The following is a 15,622-nucleotide window of genomic DNA, read 5'->3' on the forward strand; positions in this document are numbered from 1 at the left end:
TCATCGGATCACACCGAGCGCTGGGCCTGGTAGGCCTGCAGGCTGCTGTAGGCGACCTGCAGCAGCAACGCTTCCTGGCCCGCGGCGCGCGCACGCGCCAGCATGTCGCCGACGATCTGGGCCGCTTCCACCTGCTGGCCTGCCTCCAGGTCGCGCAGCATCGACGCCTTCAACGCCGAACCGGCCTGGGTCAGGGTGCCACGCGCGGTGTCCTGCGCCGCCTGCGGCACCGGCTCACCCGCTGCTTCGGCCACCGCCAGGCATTCGTCATAGAGCCCACGCACGATGGCGTCGCCGTCATCGGTGGCCACGATCGTGCCGATGTCCGCACGCAGCAGGCAGGTGGCCGCCGCCAGCGCGGTCAGGAACGTGTACTTGATCCACTGTTCCTGGCCGATGTGCTCACTGGCCAGATGATCGAGATTGGCCTGCGCACACGCTGCTGCGAACGCCTGCACGCGCGCGGAGATCGCACCGCCATCGCGTTCGCCGAAGGTCAGCTTGGCCGGCTTGCCCAGGTGCAGCACGGCCCCATCAGGCGCCTTGGTCGCACTGATGAAGCACAGACCGCCGAGCACGGCGTCGCGGCCGAAGCGCGCGTCGAGCGCGTTGTAGTGATGCAGGCCGTTGAGGATCGGCAGCACGGTGGTACCCGCGCCCACCGCCGGGGCGATGGCATCGATCGAGCTGTCCAGATCGTAGGCCTTGCAGCTGAGGATCACCAGATCGAACGGCTTGTCCGCAGCCAGCGCAGGCAGGGCATCTGCGGTGACGTGCTGCACCGGGAACGTGGCATCGCCCACCGGGCTGCGCAGCACCAGGCCATCACGATCCAGCTGCGCGGCGCGCGCGGGGCGCACGAGGAAGGTCACGTCCACGCCAGCCTGGGCCAGGCGACCACCGAAGTAACCGCCGGTACCGCCGGCGCCGAGGATCAGGATACGCATTGCACGCTCACTGCAGTTGGGGGATTCACTGCAGCGATTGTGCCGGAGTTTGCGGCCAACGGCTGAGCCCCTCGTGGTGGTTTGAAGCGCAAGCTGTGTTTGGGTCGGGCGGGGTGGGCTCACGGGGGGCGCCGCAAGTACGTCCGTGTAGGCTTGGCCGCGCCATCCATGGCGCGGACACCCCCGCGAGCCCACCCCGCCCGACCCCTGACGGTTTCCGTGTGCGTCCACCACGGAAAACAAAGAAGAAAATCAAAAGCAACAGCGGGTCGCTTCGCTCGTTCCTCGCGATCATCTTTCCGATGGATCCATATCCATCAGCTCACAAACGAAAAGAGCCGAGCAGATGCTCGGCCCCATCGCGAATGTTTCATCCACGCATGGCGTGGATCTACTGTGTCGACCAGGGTCGACACCCACCAACAGCAGCACGGACGCCGTTCCGACAGCAGCGGAAAACTGTCGAAGGCGGGGTGGTGTCGGGTTGCGGGGTGTCCGCGCCATGGATGGCGCGGCCAAGCCTACAAGGACGTACTTGCGGCGTCCCCGCAACCCGACACCATCCCGCCATCCCACGGATATCTCGTTTTTGACGTTGACGTTGACGTTGCTGTTGCTGTTGCTGTTGCCGGCCAGCGGCCGGCACTACCAGTGCGGGTGCAGGGTCGCAGGCCCTGCAGAACATCCTCAGCTGCGCATTCCCACGCCACGGCGCAACAACCACAGCGCCAGCGCCGTCAGCACCACCACGAAACCGATCATCAGCGCATACGCCACCACCACCGGCACATCGCTGCTGCCCAGCAGGCCATAGCGGAACGCGTTGACCATGTAGAAGATCGGGTTCGCGTGCGTGGCCGCCTCCGCCCATGGCGGCAGCAGCTTCACCGAATAGAACACGCCGCCCAGGTAGGTCAGCGGAGTCAGGATGAAGGTCGGCACGATCGCCACGTCATCGAACTTCTTCGCATACACCGCGTTGATGAAGCCGGCCAGCGAGAAGATCGTCGCGCCCAGGATCACCGTGGTCAGCGTCACCAGCGGATGCGGGATGCGCACCGGAGTGAAGAACATCGCGATGATCAGCACGATCACGCCCACCATCAGGCCACGCAGCACCGCACCGGCCACGTAGCCCCACAGGATCACCCAGTTCGGCATCGGGCTGACCAGCAGCTCTTCCACGTGGCGGCCGAACTTGGCGCCGAAGAACGAGGAGCTGATGTTGCCGTAGCTGTTCTGGATCACGCTCATCATCACCAGGCCCGGCACGATGAACTGCATGTAGGTGTAGCCGCCCATGTCACCCACGCGCGAACCGATCAGGCCGCCGAAGATCAGGAAGTACAGGGTCATGGTGATCGCCGGCGGTACCAGGGTCTGGCCCCAGATGCGCATGATGCGGGCGACTTCGCGGCGCACGATGGTCATCAGTGCGATGCGGTTGCGCTGGCCGTCGGTCAGGACCGGGGTCGGGGTGCTGCTCATGCGGACGTCTCCTGGTTGCCGGTGAGGCGCACGAACAGTTCCTCCAGGCGGTTGCTCTTGGTACGCATCGAGCGCACGCGGATGCCCGCCGCGTTCAGTGCCTCGAACACGCGGTTGAGGTCCATCGCACGTGGCATGTCGATGTCCAGCGTATGGCCGTCGGTGGCGGTCAGGGTTGCCCCCTCGATCACCGGCAACTGGGCGGGCAGGGTGCCGTCGATGTCCAGCAGGAAGCCTTCCACGTCAAGCTTGGCCAGCAGTTCGCGCATCGGGCCCTGGGTGACGATCTGGCCGTGGTCGATGATGGCCAGGTTGCGGCACAGGTGCTCGGCCTCTTCCAGGTAGTGGGTGGTGAGGATGATCGTGGTGCCGGCGGCGTTGATCTCCTTCAGCACCCGCCACATGTCGCGGCGGATCTCGATGTCCACGCCAGCGGTCGGTTCGTCCAGGATCAGCAGGCGCGGCCGGGTCATCATCGCGCGGGCGATCATCAGCCGGCGCTTCATGCCGCCGGACAGGGTGCGGCTCATCACCTGCGCCTTCTCCCACAGGTGGGCGCGCTTGAGCTCGACTTCGGCCATCTGCTCGGCTTCGGCGCGCGGCACGCCGTAGAAGCCGGCGTAGTTCACCAGGATGTCGAAGGGCTTTTCAAACAGGTTGAAGTTGATCTCCTGCGGCACGAGTCCGATCAGGCGCATGGTCGCGCTGCGGTTGCGCACCAGGTCGCTGCCGAACACTTCCACCTGGCCCTCGCTGAGGTTGACCAGGGAACTGATGATGCCGATCAGGGTGGACTTGCCGGCACCGTTCGGGCCCAGCAGGGCGAAGAAGTCGCCCGGGGCCACTTCCAGCGAGACCCCTTTCAGGGCCTGGGTGCCGTTGTCATAGGTTTTACGCAGGTCGCGCACGCGCAGGGCGGGCGCCGTATCGTTCAGGGAAGCCAAGCTCGATGCCTTCGCGCCCATGGGCTGGCGCTGGAGAGGGGCGGGGAAGGTCTATTATAGAAGACCCCGAGGGCTTGCCCCGGCTACACACTGTCCCGAAAAGTCGTGCCTGTCCAATTCCCCATCAAACTGGTCGACCGCCGCATGCTGGCGCCCTCCATCGGCCATTACCAGTTCGTGCGTGACGACGGCCAGCCGCTGGATTTCCAGCCCGGCCAGTTCATCCAGGTCCATTTCAGCTACGCCGATGGCACCGAAACCAAGCGCAGCTATTCGCTGGCGACCATCCACGACCACGCGCTGGGGCCAGGCGAGGCGGTGGATATCGCGGTCAGCTTCGTACCCGGTGGCGCCGCCACGGCGCTGTTCGAGGCGCTGGACATCGGCGGCCAGGTCAGCGCGTCCGGTCCCTACGGTCGGTTCTGCCTGAACCCGGGCGACCACAACGGCCGCTACCTGCTGATCGCCACCGGTACCGGCGTCACCCCGTACCGCTCGATGCTGCCGTTGCTGGCAACGGCGATGGCCGAGCGTGGCGTGCAGGTGGTCCTGTTGCAGGGCGCACGCAGCCCGGGGGAACTGCTGTACAGCGAAGACTTCTACAGCTTCGCCGAAAAGCACCCGAACTTCCGTTATGTGCCTTGCCTGTCGCGGGAACTGCCGGCCGAGCCGCACCCGGACGTACACCATGGCTATGTGCAGCAGGCGCTGGCGGCGTTCACGCCGGACCCGGCCACCGACATCGCCTACCTGTGCGGCAACCCGGACATGGTCGACGCCTGCGCCGAAGCGCTGAAGGCGGCGGGCCTGGGTAATCCGCAGATCCGCCGCGAGAAGTACGTCAGCAGCAAATAAGACCGCTGCCGCCGGGATCAGGCAGGTGGCAAGGGGCGCGGCAGCACCTGCACCGAGGCTTGGGTGCTGCCCGCCAGTCCGGCCATGTCTATGGTCAGATGCCATGGGCCCGAAGAGGGCACCGTGAGGTGGAAGGGTGACGTGCTGACCAGCCCGCCGTGGAACTGATGCCTTCGCCCATTCCGGTAACTGGCCAGATTGCTTGGTGTCATCAAGCGCACGTTGGCGGCGCGGGTCAGAGTGATTTCAATCACGTCACCCGCCTGCAGGATTCCAAGATCCCATTTCAGGTAGTTCATCTGCTTCTGCCCTCTGGATGGCCGTTGCGAGTGCAGGCCGCGGTGATCAGTGGAGGCAGCCAGCGGCTGCCTCCGGCTCCTACCCGGTCAGTACGGCACCCACGCATCGCGCCAGGCCGAACCCACGCCCGGCCGGTAGGCCTCGGCGTTGACGTTGCACCACGCGCCTTCCGGGAACGGGCGGCAGGCGTACAGCTTGCCGTCGGTGCCCTTCACCACGGTCTCGCCGGGCTTGTAGCTGCCAAGTCCGGCCGGGTACACGAAGTCGTAGTCGCCACCCGGCGGTGGATCCACAGGATCGACCGGATCCGGAACGCGCGTGTCGAGCTGGAACCGATGACCCGGCTTCAGATAGACGCGGTTCTCGGTGGCCGAGGCGATCGGCCTGATCACACCATTGTCCATCACACCAACGCGCGCCTGCTGTGCACTGGCGTTGACCGCATGGGCCAGAGCCAGCGGCCACTGGTTCGCCGCAGTCTGGCCGGCGGCCAGGGTGATCTCCGGGCGCTCCAGATCGTTGCCTTGGGCGTTGAACACGCGCAGGGTCAGGGTGGTGCCCACTTCCAGCGCGCCGCGGGCGGTGACCGGACCGGCATCCTGCCATTGCGGTGGCGGCTCGACGCCACCGCCTCCCTCGAAACGCACGTCCATGCAGGTATAGAAGGCCTCGGCCGAATCCGAGCGCTGCCAGGTGTTGTAGATCAGGTGCTGGCCGCTGCGCTGGGGCAGTGGGCAGTCCAGCTTGTAGACACCGCCCGCGGACAACGGGACGTCGCCCAGCGTGCAGAACTCCTGCAGGTCGGCCCAGCGCAGCGGGCTGCCCGGCTGCCAGCCATCGCGGGTGACGTAGAACTTCCATTCGCGGGTGGCATGCGGGGCAGAAGCAAGAAATTCAAAGGTGTAACGGCCGTTGCCATCGGCGCGGATCGGCGTGGTCGACCAATCGGACCGGTCCAGATCCAGGCCGCGGTACTTGCTGTTGCCACCGCTGCACAGCTCGCCGTCGGGAACGACTGCCTGGTGGTTGCCATTGGCATTGGCCTGGTTGATGCCGGCCCAGTCGTAGAAGGGCTGTGCGCCGCCGATGTCCTTGGCCGCAGCACAGGCGGGGTTGGTCGGCTGCTCTGGATTGCCCTGGTAGCAGGCGTACACCCGGCTGGTGGGTTTGGACATGGTGCCGTGTGCCAGCGCGCTGGCAGAGGCGCCCAGGCTGGCGATGGCAGCCACCGCGAGAGCAAGTCGATTGAGCGGTTGCATGATGGGGTCCTGTGGACGGTGGAAGGTCCAGCGAGTCTCCACACGATGCACAGCGCCAACCATTCAACGATTCCGAAAAGCTGCAGGCTGCGACGGGATGTGCAGTGCCTGCGCGAACGGGTTAACACTTCAAGCCGGACCCGCAGGCCTGCCTCTGCCCCATTGCAGAAGCGGGGCGGCACACGCGCGCCGCCCCCGCTCAGTCACTCAGTCACTCAGTACGGCACCCAGGCATCGCGCCAGGCCGAACCCACACCCGGCCGGTACGCCTCGGCATTGACGTTGCACCACGCGCCTTCCGGGAACGGGCGGCAGGCGTACAGCTTGCCGTCGCTGCTCTTCACCACGGTCTGCCCGGGCACGTAGCTGCCGATACCGGCCGGATACACATGGTCGAAATCACCGCCGGGTGACGGTGTACCCGGATCTGGCACCTTGGTGTCCAGCTGGAAGCGATTGCCATCCTTCAGGTACACGCGGTTGTCGGTGGCCGAGGCAGTGGGCGTGATCGCGCCGTTGCTGAGTACGCCGACGCGCGCATGCTGGGCACTGGCGTTGACCTTGCGCGCAAGCGCCAACGGCCACTGCGCCGGCGTGTTCTGGCCTGCGGCCAAGGTGGCTTCCACGCGTTCCACGTCGTTGCCGTTGGCATTGAACACACGCAGCGCCAGGGTGGTGCCCACCGGCAGCTCGGTACGTGCAGTCACCGGCCCGGCATCCTGCCACTGCGGCACCGGCGTGGTACCGCCGCCGCCTTCAAAGCGCACGTCCATGCAGGTATAGAACGCTTCGGTGGAATCGGCGCGCTGCCAGGTGTTGTAGATCACATGCTGGCCGCTGCGCTGCGGCAGCGTGCACTGCAGCTTGTAGGTGCCATCGGCCGACAGCGGCGTGTTGCCCAGCGAGCAGAATTCCTGCAGGTCGGCCCAGCGCAGCGGGCTGCCCGGTTGCCAGCCGGCGCGGGTGACGAAGAACTTCCAGTCGCGCGTAGCGTGCGGGGCGGTCGCCTTGAACACGAAGGTGAACCTGCCGTTCGCATCGGGCTGGATCGGTGTGGTCTGCCAGTCGCTGCGCTCCAGGTCCAGGCCGCGGAAGGTCGGGTTGTTGCCGCTGCACAGCTTGCCGTCGGGCACCACGGCCTGGTGGTTGCCGTTGGCGTTGGCCTGGTTGATGCCGTTCCAGTCGTAGAACGCCTGCGAGCCGGCCACTGCCTTGGCGGCCGCGCAGGCCGGGTTGGTGGGGTTCTCCGGGTTGCCCTGGAAGCAGGCATAGACGCGGCTGACCGGGGTGATCATCGTGCCGTGTGCAGCGGCGTTGCCGGCAACGCCAACACCGACGCCAACGAAGACGGTGGCCAACAGCAATGGGGTGTATCGCAGAGACATGGCGCATCCTTGTGGTCGTCGAAGGGAGCGGTGACCGCAGCACCCACGCCGTATCGCGCGACGGACGATGAGCGGTACCGTCGCGAGTATCGAGCTGCAACACGCAGTGGGAAACCACGTCAATGCCGATCCGTGACTACGTGTGTGAAGCCCTTCCCGCAGGCTTCACGCCACACTGAACGAACACGCTGGCGGTCACGCCTGCGGCGCGGCGACGATCACGTTCCCGTGCAACGTCATTGCCGCGGGTGGCCGACCCGATCCACCTGGCACGAAAAGCATCCATGTCCTGCGTTGTGCAGCTGCACAAAGGCCACCGTTGTATCGGCGAACAGCCGGTCCAGGTGCGTGGCAACCTCGGTGCCCTGGCAGACCAGGCCGCTCAGCATGAAGTCCGCGCTGTCATAGGCGCGCACCGAGATCAGCCGCCGCTGCACGTAGGCAGGTACCACGCCTGCTGGCAGCACGCAGCGGGTTGCACCGCGCTGCACGAAGATCGGGCCCGAGGCGCGGTATGGCGAATGCGTGGCCAGGTGTGTGTAGGGCAGCAGAAGCAGTTCTGCACCGGCAGGCGCGTCGGTCAGGCTGACCCTGCAGGGGTAGCCGCCGCTGTCGCCGGCGCGCCGGCGCACGATTCCCCGCGCGGCCAGCGCATCATCGCTGGATTCGAAAAGCGTCTCGAACGGCTGGTGGTCGATGCCACTGAGTTGCCACGGATGCATGGAGTGTCTCCTGGTTCTGCGCGCATTCTGCCGGCGCCACGGGCCGCCTGCTCGCCATTTTCCGCCACCTGATCGCGCTGGCCGATACCGCCCTGTACCGGGCAAAGGCCGAGGGTCGCAACCGTCTGGTGGCCGTGCCGACGCCGGCCCAGGACATCCGCCTGTCGCCGCCAGCGTCCGGCGCGTGTAAGTTGGGTCACATTCGATTGGTCACATCTGCCGCGGCACACCGTCGTGGTGGACAGGAATATCCCCAGGGGAATCACGCACGATGCAAAGACACCATTTCGCGCGGGCCGGGTTGCTGGCCAGCATGCTGATTGCCGGCTGCAGTGCACCGCCGCAGGCAGGGTCCGACGGCGCGGGCGATACACCCAGCCGCCGCTACGGCCAGATCGATTTCCGCCCCTGCACGCTGGCCACCGAAGGCGCCAATGCCAACGTCGAGGCGCAGTGCGCGACGTTCCAGGTGCCCGAAGACCGGAGCAGGCCGGATGGCCGCAGGATCGATCTGCGCGTGGCCTGGCTGGAGTCGGGCAACAGCGGTTCGGGCCTGCCGGACCCGGTGTTCTTCCTGGCCGGCGGGCCTGGCCAGGCGGCCAGCGAGGTGGCCGTCATCGTCGATACGGCACTGCGCCAGGTGCGCAAGCAGCGCGACATTTTCCTGATCGACCAGCGCGGTACCGGCGGCTCCAATCCGCTCAGCTGCCTGGGCGCGGACGGCAAGGAGCTGCCGATGGATGAAGACGCTGCGCCCAGCGAGGCGCTGCTGCGCGAGTACGCGGAGCGCTGCGCTGCGTCGCTGAAGGGCCGTGCCGATCCGCGCTTCTATACCACCGCCGAAGCCATCGCCGATCTGGACGCGGTACGCCAGGCGCTGGGCGCCAACACGCTGAACCTGGTCGGTGGCTCGTACGGCACCCGCGTTGCCCAGCGCTACGCGGCCGCGTACCCGCAGCACACCCGCAGCATCGTGATCGATGGCGTGGTACCGAACGAGCTGGTGGTCGGCGGCGATTTCGCCACGACCTTCGACAACGCGATCACCCTGCAGTCCGAGCAGTGCCGCAAGGATGCTGTCTGCAGCAAGCGCTTCCCGGTCGACACCCGTGCGCAGCTGCGCAGCGTGGTGGAAACCCTGCGCCGCGCGCCGGTCACGGTCGACTACCGCGACCCCGGCACCAACGCACCGCGGCAGGACGTGCTGACCCCGGACAGCGTGGTCGGCCTGGCGTTCGCCTTCTCCTACGTACCGCAGTACTCCTCGCTGTTGCCGCTGGTGCTGGATGAAGCGGCACAGGGTCGCTATGCACCACTGGCGTCGCTGGCGCGCGGTGCGACCCGCAGCATGGATTTCCAGATCAACCGCGGCATGCAGTGGTCGGTGATCTGCAGCGAAGACGCTCCGCGCTACCAGGCGCCGGTCGAAAGCAGCGACAGCCTGGTCGGCCCGGAAGTGGCGCGCGCGTTCTTCGCCGCCTGCCCGGTGTGGCCGCACCAACCGGCTGCGGCGGCTGCGGCAGTGCCGCTGCACAGCGACCTGCCAGTGCTGCTGCTGTCCGGCGAACTGGACCCGGTGACGCCGCCGCGTTACGCCGAGCAGGTGCTCAAGGGCCTGCCGAAGGGACGCGCGCTGGTTGCCCGCGGCCAAGGCCACGGCACCCTCACCGCCGGCTGCATGCCACGCCTGCTCGGCCAGTTCATCGACACCACCGATGCCAAGGCGCTGGATGCCAGCTGCCTGGACACGCTGAGCTACGTGCCGGCGTTCACCTCGTTCAACGGATGGGCCCCATGATCGTCGCCGACAACCTGCACAAGGCCTTCAATACCCGCACCGGTCGCATCCAGGCGGTGGCCGATGTCGGCTTCCGCGCCGAGGATGGCCGCATCACCGGCCTGCTCGGGCCGAACGGCGCCGGCAAGACCACCACCATGCGCATGCTGTACACGCTGATGACGCCCGATGAAGGCAGCATCACCGTCGATGGCATCGACGCGGCCCGCGATCCGGTGGAAGTGCGTCGCCACCTCGGCGTGCTGCCGGATGCACGTGGCGTCTACAAGCGGCTGACCGCACGCGAGAACATCGCCTACTTCGGCGAGCTGCATGGCCTGTCGGCGTCGCGCATCCGCGAACGCATCGAGGTGCTGTCGCATGCGCTGGACATGGCCGACATCCTCGATCGGCAGACCGATGGCTTCTCACAGGGCCAGCGCACCAAGACCGCCATTGCCCGCGCATTGGTGCACGACCCGCGCAACGTGATCCTTGATGAACCCACCAACGGCCTGGACGTGATGACCACCCGCGCGCTGCGCCGCTTCCTGCTGGGCCTGCGCGAGGAAGGGCGCTGCGTGATCCTGTCCAGCCACATCATGCAGGAGGTCGGTGCGCTGTGTGACCACATCGTGATCATCGCCAAGGGTACGGTGATGGCCGCCGGCAGTGCCGATGAACTGCGCGCGCAGTCCGGCGAGCCCAACCTGGAAGATGCGTTCGTGAAACTGATCGGCAGCGAAGAGGGCCTGCACGCATGAGCATGATGTCGACCCTGATGACGGTGATGCGCAAGGAACTGCGCGACCTCTCGCGTGACCGCCGCACACTGCTGCTGACCCTGCTGTTCGGCCCCGTGCTGTACCCGCTGCTGATCCTGGGCATGGGCAAGCTGGCTGAAAGCCGCGTGCGGATCCAGATCGAACAGCCGCTGCAGATCCCGACCATCGGTGCGGAGAATGCGCCGAACCTGGTGCGCTTCCTGGCGGCGCAGGGATTGAACGCCGCGCCGGCACCGAAGGATCTGGCCGAAGCGATCCGCTCGCAGGAGATCGACGTCGCCCTGCGCATCAGCCCCGAGTTCGGCAAGGACTGGGCCGATGGCAAACCCGCGCTGGTGGAAGTGATCCGTGACAGCACCCGTCGCGCCGCCGAAGTGCCCAGTGCACGCCTGCAGGCGGCCCTGGCAACCTACAACGGTCAGGTTGGTGCGCTGCGGCTGATGGCGCGTGGCGTCGACGCACAGGTTGCACGACCGCTGGATGTGGCCACCCAGGACATGGCCAGTGCCGAGGCCAAGCGCGGCATGATGCTGTCGATGCTGCTGCCGGTGCTGCTGACGCTGACCTCGTTCATCGGTGGCGCCTACCTGGTGATGGATGCCACCGCCGGCGAGCGCGAACGGCAATCGCTGGAGCCGTTACTGGCGACCCCGGGTTCGCGCAGTGCCATCGTCAGCGGCAAGATCGCCGCCGCCTGCGTGGTCGGCTTCGCCTCGTTGCTGCTGACCTTGATCGCGTTCAAGGCCAGCGCACAGATCGCGCCCGGCAACGTCGGCCGGCAGCTCAACATGAACATCGGCTCGATGCTGCAGATGCTGCTGGTGATGGTGCCGATGCTGCTGATCGGCACCTCGTTGCTGACCTTCCTCTCGGCCGCGGCCAAGAGCATGAAGGAAGCGCAGAGCCACATGACCTGGCTGGTGCTGCTGCCGATGCTGCCCGGCTACGCGCTGATGGCTTACCCGGTGAAGAGCGAGCTGTGGCAGTACGCGGTGCCGTTCCTGTCGCAGAACCAGATGCTGCTGAAGGTGATCCGCCACGAGGTGATCAGCCCGACCATCTGGGCGATCTACCTCGGCGCCAGCCTGGCGCTGGCCGCCGTGCTGTGGTTCGCCGCCGTTCGCCGCTACCACAACGAGCGGCTGGCGATTTCCGGCTGAGTGGAACCGGTAGCGCCGGGCCATGCCCGGCGGATGTGGCACGAGGCCCGGTCATGCCGGGCCTCGTGCATTTCAGCGCTGTGAAGCGTTTCCGTCTGCATACCGCGCCGGCGTCACTCCCATCTCGCGCTTGAATACCGCGATGAAGGCGCTGGGCGTGTCGTAGCCCAATGACAGCGCCACGGTGGTGACGGATTCACCGGCCAGCAATCGCGGCAGGGCCAGCAGCACGCGCAGGCGCTGCCGCCAGCGGGTCAGGGTCATGTTCGTTTCGGCCTGCCAGCGGCGGGCGAGGCTGCGACTGGACAGGCCGCTGGCGGCTGCCCAGTCCTCGACGGTGCGGGTGTCATGTGGCACACGTGCCAGGGCGGCGGCGATGCGGCGCAGGCGGCGGTCGCTGGGTTGCTGCAGCGCAAGTGGCAACGGCGTGCCTGCAGCGATCTCATCGGCGATCACCCCGGCCAAGCGCTGTTGCCGCGCATCCAACGCCTGCCCGCACCAGTGCAGTGCCCGCGGCACTGCCACCTGCAGCAGGTCGCTGGGCTGGAAGATGCGCGGTGCGGTGGGCAGGTCCGCGCAGGCCGCCTTGCTGAAGTACAGGCTCCAACCATCGAAGCTGCCGATGCTGGAAAGCGCATGCGGGTGCTGCGGCGGAAGCCACGCCACGTGCCCGGCCGGAAGCAGCCAGTGGGTGTCGCCCACCTCGATCCGCAACAGGCCGGTGTGGGCGCCCAGCAGTTGCCCGCGCGCGTGCTGGTGGCGGGCGGTGCGCCGTGAACCCGGCATCGCCAGCTGCGTGCCGAGCAGGGCCGGCCCCTCACTGGCATCGGCCAATGCAGGATCGATCAGTGGTGTCTGGAGTGTCTGTTCTGCCATATCGATTGGCAGTTATACGGCAGAACGGTCGGTGGCGAGCGTCGACACTGGGCGTCCACCTCCCAGGAGCACGCCATGCAGCCGCACGACATCCTTCCCGACCACCAGAACGAGGTGCAGGTGAACGGCCTCACCGTACGCAAGGGCAGCGTCGGCGCCTTTCTCGCCACCGTGCGGGAGTGGCAGGACCCGGCCCGTGATGCCGACCTCCGTGCCGCCGCCGAAGCTGATCTGCGCGGCCTGCTGCCCGGGCTGCACGCGCTGGGCCTGTTCCAGGTGCTGACGGCGCGTGATCCTGCGCTGCAACGGTTGATCGACAGCGCAGCCTGAAACGCACAAGGCCCGGACATGCCGGGCCTTGCTCCAGAACCGCCGGGCGCGGCCCGGCGCTACCGCCTTGGGCATCAGCCGCCCGGTGCGAACACCAGCGTGCGGCGGGTGGTGACCGGGGCCGTGACCGGTTCGAAGCGCCAGCGCTTGACCGCGTTGAGGGCTTCGCGATCAAAGACACGCGATGGCGTGGCGCGCAGTACGCGCGCATTGGTCACCGAGCCGTCGGTGCCGACGGTGATCTCCACCAGGACTTCGCCGGAGGTACCCGAACGCAGTGCTTCGGCCGGGTAACGCGGGGCTGGCGTGCTGACCGGGCGCAGGCTTGGCGCAGCGGCGGTCGCGGCCTGGCGGGCGGCGTTGGCCTGCTGCGCAGCGGCCTGCTGCTGCTTCTGCTCGGCATCGCGACGCGCGGCAGCCTGGCGCTCGGCTTCCTGGCGCTCGCTGTCACGGCGGGCAACGTCCTGCTGCGCAGCAATCTGCTTGGCCGCTTCGGCTTCCTTGGCACGCTGTTCGGTCAGGCGCTGCTGCTCGGCCAGCTGCTTGGTGCGGTCTTCAGCGTCCTTCTTGACCTTCTCGGTCTCGTCTTCGGTGCGCTTGGCGGCAACCTGCACGCCCTTGGTCAGGCCTTCCTTCAGGCGCGGCAGGGCCGGGGCCGAGGCATCGACCTTTTCGATCAGGGCGACCAGCCGCTGCGCTTCAGTGAAATCCTCGCGGCCCAGATGCTGCTCGGCGGCGATCAGGGTGTAGGGCAGAAGATCGGTCAGCGCGCTCTTCACCGAGGCATCGTCCGGCGTCTTGTCGCGCAGTGCCAGGTAGTACTCGATGGCATTGTCGCCGGCCGGGGCGTACATGCGGTTCTCGCGCAGTGCCTGGCTGGCCGATTCGCGCAGCTGCTCGGTACCCATCGACTGCACCTTGGCGGCCACTGCCGGTGCGGCTGGTGCTGCAGCGGCGGGAGCGGCGGCGCCCTGCGCGGCCGGAGCCGGTGTTTCATCCTTGCCCGAGCAGGCAGCCAGGGCCAAAGCCAGAGCGACCGGCAACCACCGGCGCGCGGCAGCGATCATTGCGACGTGCGACATCCTGCTCCCCTCTAAGAAGACGACGTTACGAAAAACGTAGATACGCATGGCCGGGACGCAAGGTCCGGGCGTGGCGGGGGACGTTTCCCAGCGTCACCGTCGCCTGTAGCGAGGGTGCAATCTAGCATCCCGGCCTCACCTGCGCACAAGGGCAGGCGTAGCGGGCCGGTGGCGGCACAGGGACCGCCACCGGGATTGGGATCAATGGACGGCAGACTTGCCGTGGCTCTCAGCCTTGTCGTGGCTGCCGGACATCAGCTTGTCGGTCCACGCGATGCCGATGGCCGACAGGATGAACACGCAGTGGATGATGGTCTGCCAGAGGACGCCGTCGGCCGTCAGCATCGAGCAGCGCGCTACGCCGATGTTGGCGGCAGCCACGCTCATCTGCTCCGGGGTGCACAGCGGGATACCGCCCAGCGCGCCGGTGGCGATGAACGTCTTCAACAGATGGATCGAGGAGATGCCGATGATCGCCATCGCCAGCTTCACCTTCAGCACGCTGGCGTTGACGTGGCTCAGCCATTCCGGCTGGTCCGGGTGGCCTTCCAGGCGCAGGCGCGAGACGAAGGTTTCATAGCCGCCGACGATCACCATCACCAGCAGGTTGGAGATCATCACCACGTCGATCAGGCCCAGCACGATCAGCATGATCTGCTGCTCGCCCATCGACACCGAGTGCGAGATCAGGTGCCACAGTTCCTTGCCGAACAGGAACACATAGACGCACTGGGCAACGATCAAACCCAGGTACAGCGGCAGCTGCAGCCAGCGCGAGGCGAAGATCAGGGTGGACAGCGGGGAGAGCGGCGGACGGTTTGCACTCATGCGGAGGATGCTGCGTTTCGGGGGAGAGGCGAGGTTACCGGCCCGCCATGACGGTGCCAAGCCAACGCACGCACTAGACTTCAGGTTCCTTTCCGTACCCCAGAGCCGCCGCCATGATCGACCTGTATTACTGGCCTACCCCGAACGGCCACAAAGTGACCCTGCTGCTGGAAGAAGCCGGCCTGGAGTACCGCATCCATCCGGTCAACATCGGTTCGGGCGACCAGTTCAAGCCGGAATTCCTGGCCATTTCCCCCAACAACAAGATGCCGGCCATCGTCGACCACGCCCCGGCCGACGGCGGTGCCCCGCAGAGCGTGTTCGAGTCCGGTGCGATCCTGCTGTACCTGGCCGAGAAGACCGGCCGCTTCCTGCCAGCCGACCCACGTGGCCGCGTCACCACCTTGGAATGGCTGTTCTGGCAGATGGCCGGGCTGGGCCCGATGAGTGGGCAGATGGGCCACTTCAATGTATACGCGCCGGAGAAGATCCCGTACGCGATCGAGCGCTACGACAATGAAGTGCGCCGCCTGCACGGGGTGATGGACAAGCGCCTGGCCGAGCACGCCTTCCTGGCCGGCGAGGAGTACACCATCGCCGACATGGCCAGCTACCCGTGGGTTGGCGCCTACGACAAGCTGCCGGCGGACTTCGACGCGTTCCCGAACCTCAAGCGCTGGCACCAGGCCATCGCCGCCCGCCCGGCGACCCAGCGCGCCTATGCGCTGCGCCAGCAGGTCAACCCGGACGCGGGCAAGCCGCTCAGCGACGAAGAGCGCAGGCACCTGTTCGGCAAGCGCTGAGGATTCAGCGCAGGCCGCTGCGCTCGCCGGGCATGACCCTGCGCTACCCAGCCCGCCAACGGTAGCGCCGGGCCATGCCCG

At 67.0% G+C, this 15,622-nt stretch carries 16 protein-coding genes; 6 read left to right on the forward strand and 10 right to left on the reverse strand.

Features of this window, described 5'->3' with window-relative positions:
* Positions 1-8 precede the first annotated feature (8 nt).
* The 3 genes from panE to AC1DCU_RS06150 form a co-directional block, all read right to left on the reverse strand.
* Positions 9-947, reverse strand: coding sequence for a 2-dehydropantoate 2-reductase (gene panE, locus AC1DCU_RS06140; protein WP_025877580.1), 939 nt, complete (start codon positions 945-947; stop codon positions 9-11).
* A 687-nt stretch (positions 948-1,634) separates the two neighbouring features.
* Positions 1,635-2,435 (reverse strand): ABC transporter permease, encoded by an 801-nt coding sequence (locus AC1DCU_RS06145; RefSeq protein ID WP_088101854.1) that lies wholly within the window; start codon positions 2,433-2,435, stop codon positions 1,635-1,637.
* Positions 2,432-3,400 carry an ABC transporter ATP-binding protein gene (locus tag AC1DCU_RS06150; protein WP_051501690.1) on the reverse strand — a complete coding sequence of 323 codons (969 nt, stop codon included), beginning with the start codon at positions 3,398-3,400 and terminating at the stop codon, positions 2,432-2,434. Before AC1DCU_RS06150 ends, AC1DCU_RS06145 begins: the two co-directional genes overlap by 4 nt.
* An 84-nt stretch (positions 3,401-3,484) precedes the next feature.
* Here AC1DCU_RS06150 and AC1DCU_RS06155 point away from each other — a divergent pair, with 84 nt between their 5' ends.
* Positions 3,485-4,234 carry a ferredoxin--NADP reductase gene (locus tag AC1DCU_RS06155; RefSeq protein ID WP_080149594.1) on the forward strand — a complete coding sequence of 250 codons (750 nt, stop codon included), beginning with the start codon at positions 3,485-3,487 and terminating at the stop codon, positions 4,232-4,234.
* A 17-nt stretch (positions 4,235-4,251) separates the two neighbouring features.
* On the opposite strand, the gene AC1DCU_RS06160 is transcribed toward AC1DCU_RS06155, so the two are convergent.
* The 4 genes from AC1DCU_RS06160 to AC1DCU_RS06175 form a co-directional block, all read right to left on the reverse strand.
* Positions 4,252-4,533: a DUF1883 domain-containing protein gene (locus AC1DCU_RS06160; protein WP_025877572.1), complete on the reverse strand. Its 282-nt coding sequence runs from the start codon at positions 4,531-4,533 to the stop codon at positions 4,252-4,254.
* An 87-nt stretch (positions 4,534-4,620) separates the two neighbouring features.
* Entirely contained in the window at positions 4,621-5,793 is a 1,173-nt protein-coding gene (locus AC1DCU_RS06165; protein WP_280884149.1) for a lytic polysaccharide monooxygenase, read from the reverse strand.
* 215 nt (positions 5,794-6,008) lie between these two features.
* Positions 6,009-7,178, reverse strand: coding sequence for a lytic polysaccharide monooxygenase (locus AC1DCU_RS06170; protein WP_442251311.1), 1,170 nt, complete (start codon positions 7,176-7,178; stop codon positions 6,009-6,011).
* A 236-nt stretch (positions 7,179-7,414) separates the two neighbouring features.
* Complete coding sequence (locus AC1DCU_RS06175; protein WP_312965074.1) at positions 7,415-7,900, reverse strand: DUF1203 domain-containing protein; 486 nt, start codon at positions 7,898-7,900, stop codon at positions 7,415-7,417.
* Between the two features lie 271 nt (positions 7,901-8,171).
* On the opposite strand from AC1DCU_RS06175, the gene AC1DCU_RS06180 reads away from it, so the two are divergent.
* From AC1DCU_RS06180 to AC1DCU_RS06190, 3 genes are read left to right on the forward strand one after another with little or no spacing between them, the layout of a single operon-like run.
* Positions 8,172-9,698 (forward strand): alpha/beta hydrolase, encoded by a 1,527-nt coding sequence (locus tag AC1DCU_RS06180; RefSeq protein ID WP_032976837.1) that lies wholly within the window; start codon positions 8,172-8,174, stop codon positions 9,696-9,698.
* Positions 9,695-10,441, forward strand: a complete 747-nt coding sequence (locus AC1DCU_RS06185) for an ABC transporter ATP-binding protein (RefSeq protein ID WP_025877565.1) — start codon at positions 9,695-9,697, stop codon at positions 10,439-10,441. The genes AC1DCU_RS06180 and AC1DCU_RS06185 overlap by 4 nt, the downstream gene beginning before the upstream one ends.
* Positions 10,438-11,622: an ABC transporter permease gene (locus AC1DCU_RS06190; protein ID WP_059065550.1), complete on the forward strand. Its 1,185-nt coding sequence runs from the start codon at positions 10,438-10,440 to the stop codon at positions 11,620-11,622. Before AC1DCU_RS06185 ends, AC1DCU_RS06190 begins: the two co-directional genes overlap by 4 nt.
* Positions 11,623-11,694: 72 nt before the next feature.
* On the opposite strand, the gene AC1DCU_RS06195 is transcribed toward AC1DCU_RS06190, so the two are convergent.
* Positions 11,695-12,498 carry an AraC family transcriptional regulator gene (locus AC1DCU_RS06195; protein WP_442251312.1) on the reverse strand — a complete coding sequence of 268 codons (804 nt, stop codon included), beginning with the start codon at positions 12,496-12,498 and terminating at the stop codon, positions 11,695-11,697.
* Between the two features lie 75 nt (positions 12,499-12,573).
* On the opposite strand from AC1DCU_RS06195, the gene AC1DCU_RS06200 reads away from it, so the two are divergent.
* A complete protein-coding gene (locus AC1DCU_RS06200) occupies positions 12,574-12,828 on the forward strand; it encodes a hypothetical protein (RefSeq protein WP_105164841.1) in 255 nt (84 codons plus the stop codon).
* Between the two features lie 74 nt (positions 12,829-12,902).
* Here AC1DCU_RS06200 and AC1DCU_RS06205 read toward each other — a convergent pair whose 3' ends face one another.
* A complete protein-coding gene (locus AC1DCU_RS06205) occupies positions 12,903-13,910 on the reverse strand; it encodes an energy transducer TonB (RefSeq protein WP_025877557.1) in 1,008 nt (335 codons plus the stop codon).
* A gap of 201 nt (positions 13,911-14,111) precedes the next feature.
* Positions 14,112-14,738: a TIGR00645 family protein gene (locus AC1DCU_RS06210; RefSeq protein WP_032976840.1), complete on the reverse strand. Its 627-nt coding sequence runs from the start codon at positions 14,736-14,738 to the stop codon at positions 14,112-14,114.
* Between the two features lie 113 nt (positions 14,739-14,851).
* Between AC1DCU_RS06210 and AC1DCU_RS06215 the strand changes: the two genes are divergently transcribed.
* The gene (locus AC1DCU_RS06215; protein WP_033832494.1) at positions 14,852-15,541 is read left to right on the forward strand and encodes a glutathione binding-like protein; all 690 of its coding nucleotides are present in this window, start codon (positions 14,852-14,854) and stop codon (positions 15,539-15,541) included.
* Positions 15,542-15,622: the final 81 nt, after the last annotated feature.

It is taken from the genome of Stenotrophomonas sp. 10L48 (genome assembly GCF_056395105.1).

What these genes read in the sequence shown, in the direction of transcription:
- panE (WP_025877580.1), bottom strand. Translation starts at nt 947, where the DNA reads ATGCGTATCCTGATCCTCGGCGCCGGCGGTACCGGCGGTTACTTCGGT.
- AC1DCU_RS06145 (WP_088101854.1), bottom strand. Translation starts at nt 2,435, where the DNA reads ATGAGCAGCACCCCGACCCCGGTCCTGACCGACGGCCAGCGCAACCGC.
- AC1DCU_RS06150 (WP_051501690.1), bottom strand. Translation starts at nt 3,400, where the DNA reads ATGGGCGCGAAGGCATCGAGCTTGGCTTCCCTGAACGATACGGCGCCC.
- AC1DCU_RS06160 (WP_025877572.1), bottom strand. Translation starts at nt 4,533, where the DNA reads ATGAACTACCTGAAATGGGATCTTGGAATCCTGCAGGCGGGTGACGTG.
- AC1DCU_RS06165 (WP_280884149.1), bottom strand. Translation starts at nt 5,793, where the DNA reads ATGCAACCGCTCAATCGACTTGCTCTCGCGGTGGCTGCCATCGCCAGC.
- AC1DCU_RS06170 (WP_442251311.1), bottom strand. Translation starts at nt 7,178, where the DNA reads ATGTCTCTGCGATACACCCCATTGCTGTTGGCCACCGTCTTCGTTGGC.
- AC1DCU_RS06175 (WP_312965074.1), bottom strand. Translation starts at nt 7,900, where the DNA reads ATGCATCCGTGGCAACTCAGTGGCATCGACCACCAGCCGTTCGAGACG.
- AC1DCU_RS06180 (WP_032976837.1), top strand. Translation starts at nt 8,172, where the DNA reads ATGCAAAGACACCATTTCGCGCGGGCCGGGTTGCTGGCCAGCATGCTG.
- AC1DCU_RS06185 (WP_025877565.1), top strand. Translation starts at nt 9,695, where the DNA reads ATGATCGTCGCCGACAACCTGCACAAGGCCTTCAATACCCGCACCGGT.
- AC1DCU_RS06190 (WP_059065550.1), top strand. Translation starts at nt 10,438, where the DNA reads ATGAGCATGATGTCGACCCTGATGACGGTGATGCGCAAGGAACTGCGC.
- AC1DCU_RS06195 (WP_442251312.1), bottom strand. Translation starts at nt 12,498, where the DNA reads ATGGCAGAACAGACACTCCAGACACCACTGATCGATCCTGCATTGGCC.
- AC1DCU_RS06200 (WP_105164841.1), top strand. Translation starts at nt 12,574, where the DNA reads ATGCAGCCGCACGACATCCTTCCCGACCACCAGAACGAGGTGCAGGTG.
- AC1DCU_RS06205 (WP_025877557.1), bottom strand. Translation starts at nt 13,910, where the DNA reads ATGTCGCACGTCGCAATGATCGCTGCCGCGCGCCGGTGGTTGCCGGTC.
- AC1DCU_RS06210 (WP_032976840.1), bottom strand. Translation starts at nt 14,738, where the DNA reads ATGAGTGCAAACCGTCCGCCGCTCTCCCCGCTGTCCACCCTGATCTTC.
- AC1DCU_RS06215 (WP_033832494.1), top strand. Translation starts at nt 14,852, where the DNA reads ATGATCGACCTGTATTACTGGCCTACCCCGAACGGCCACAAAGTGACC.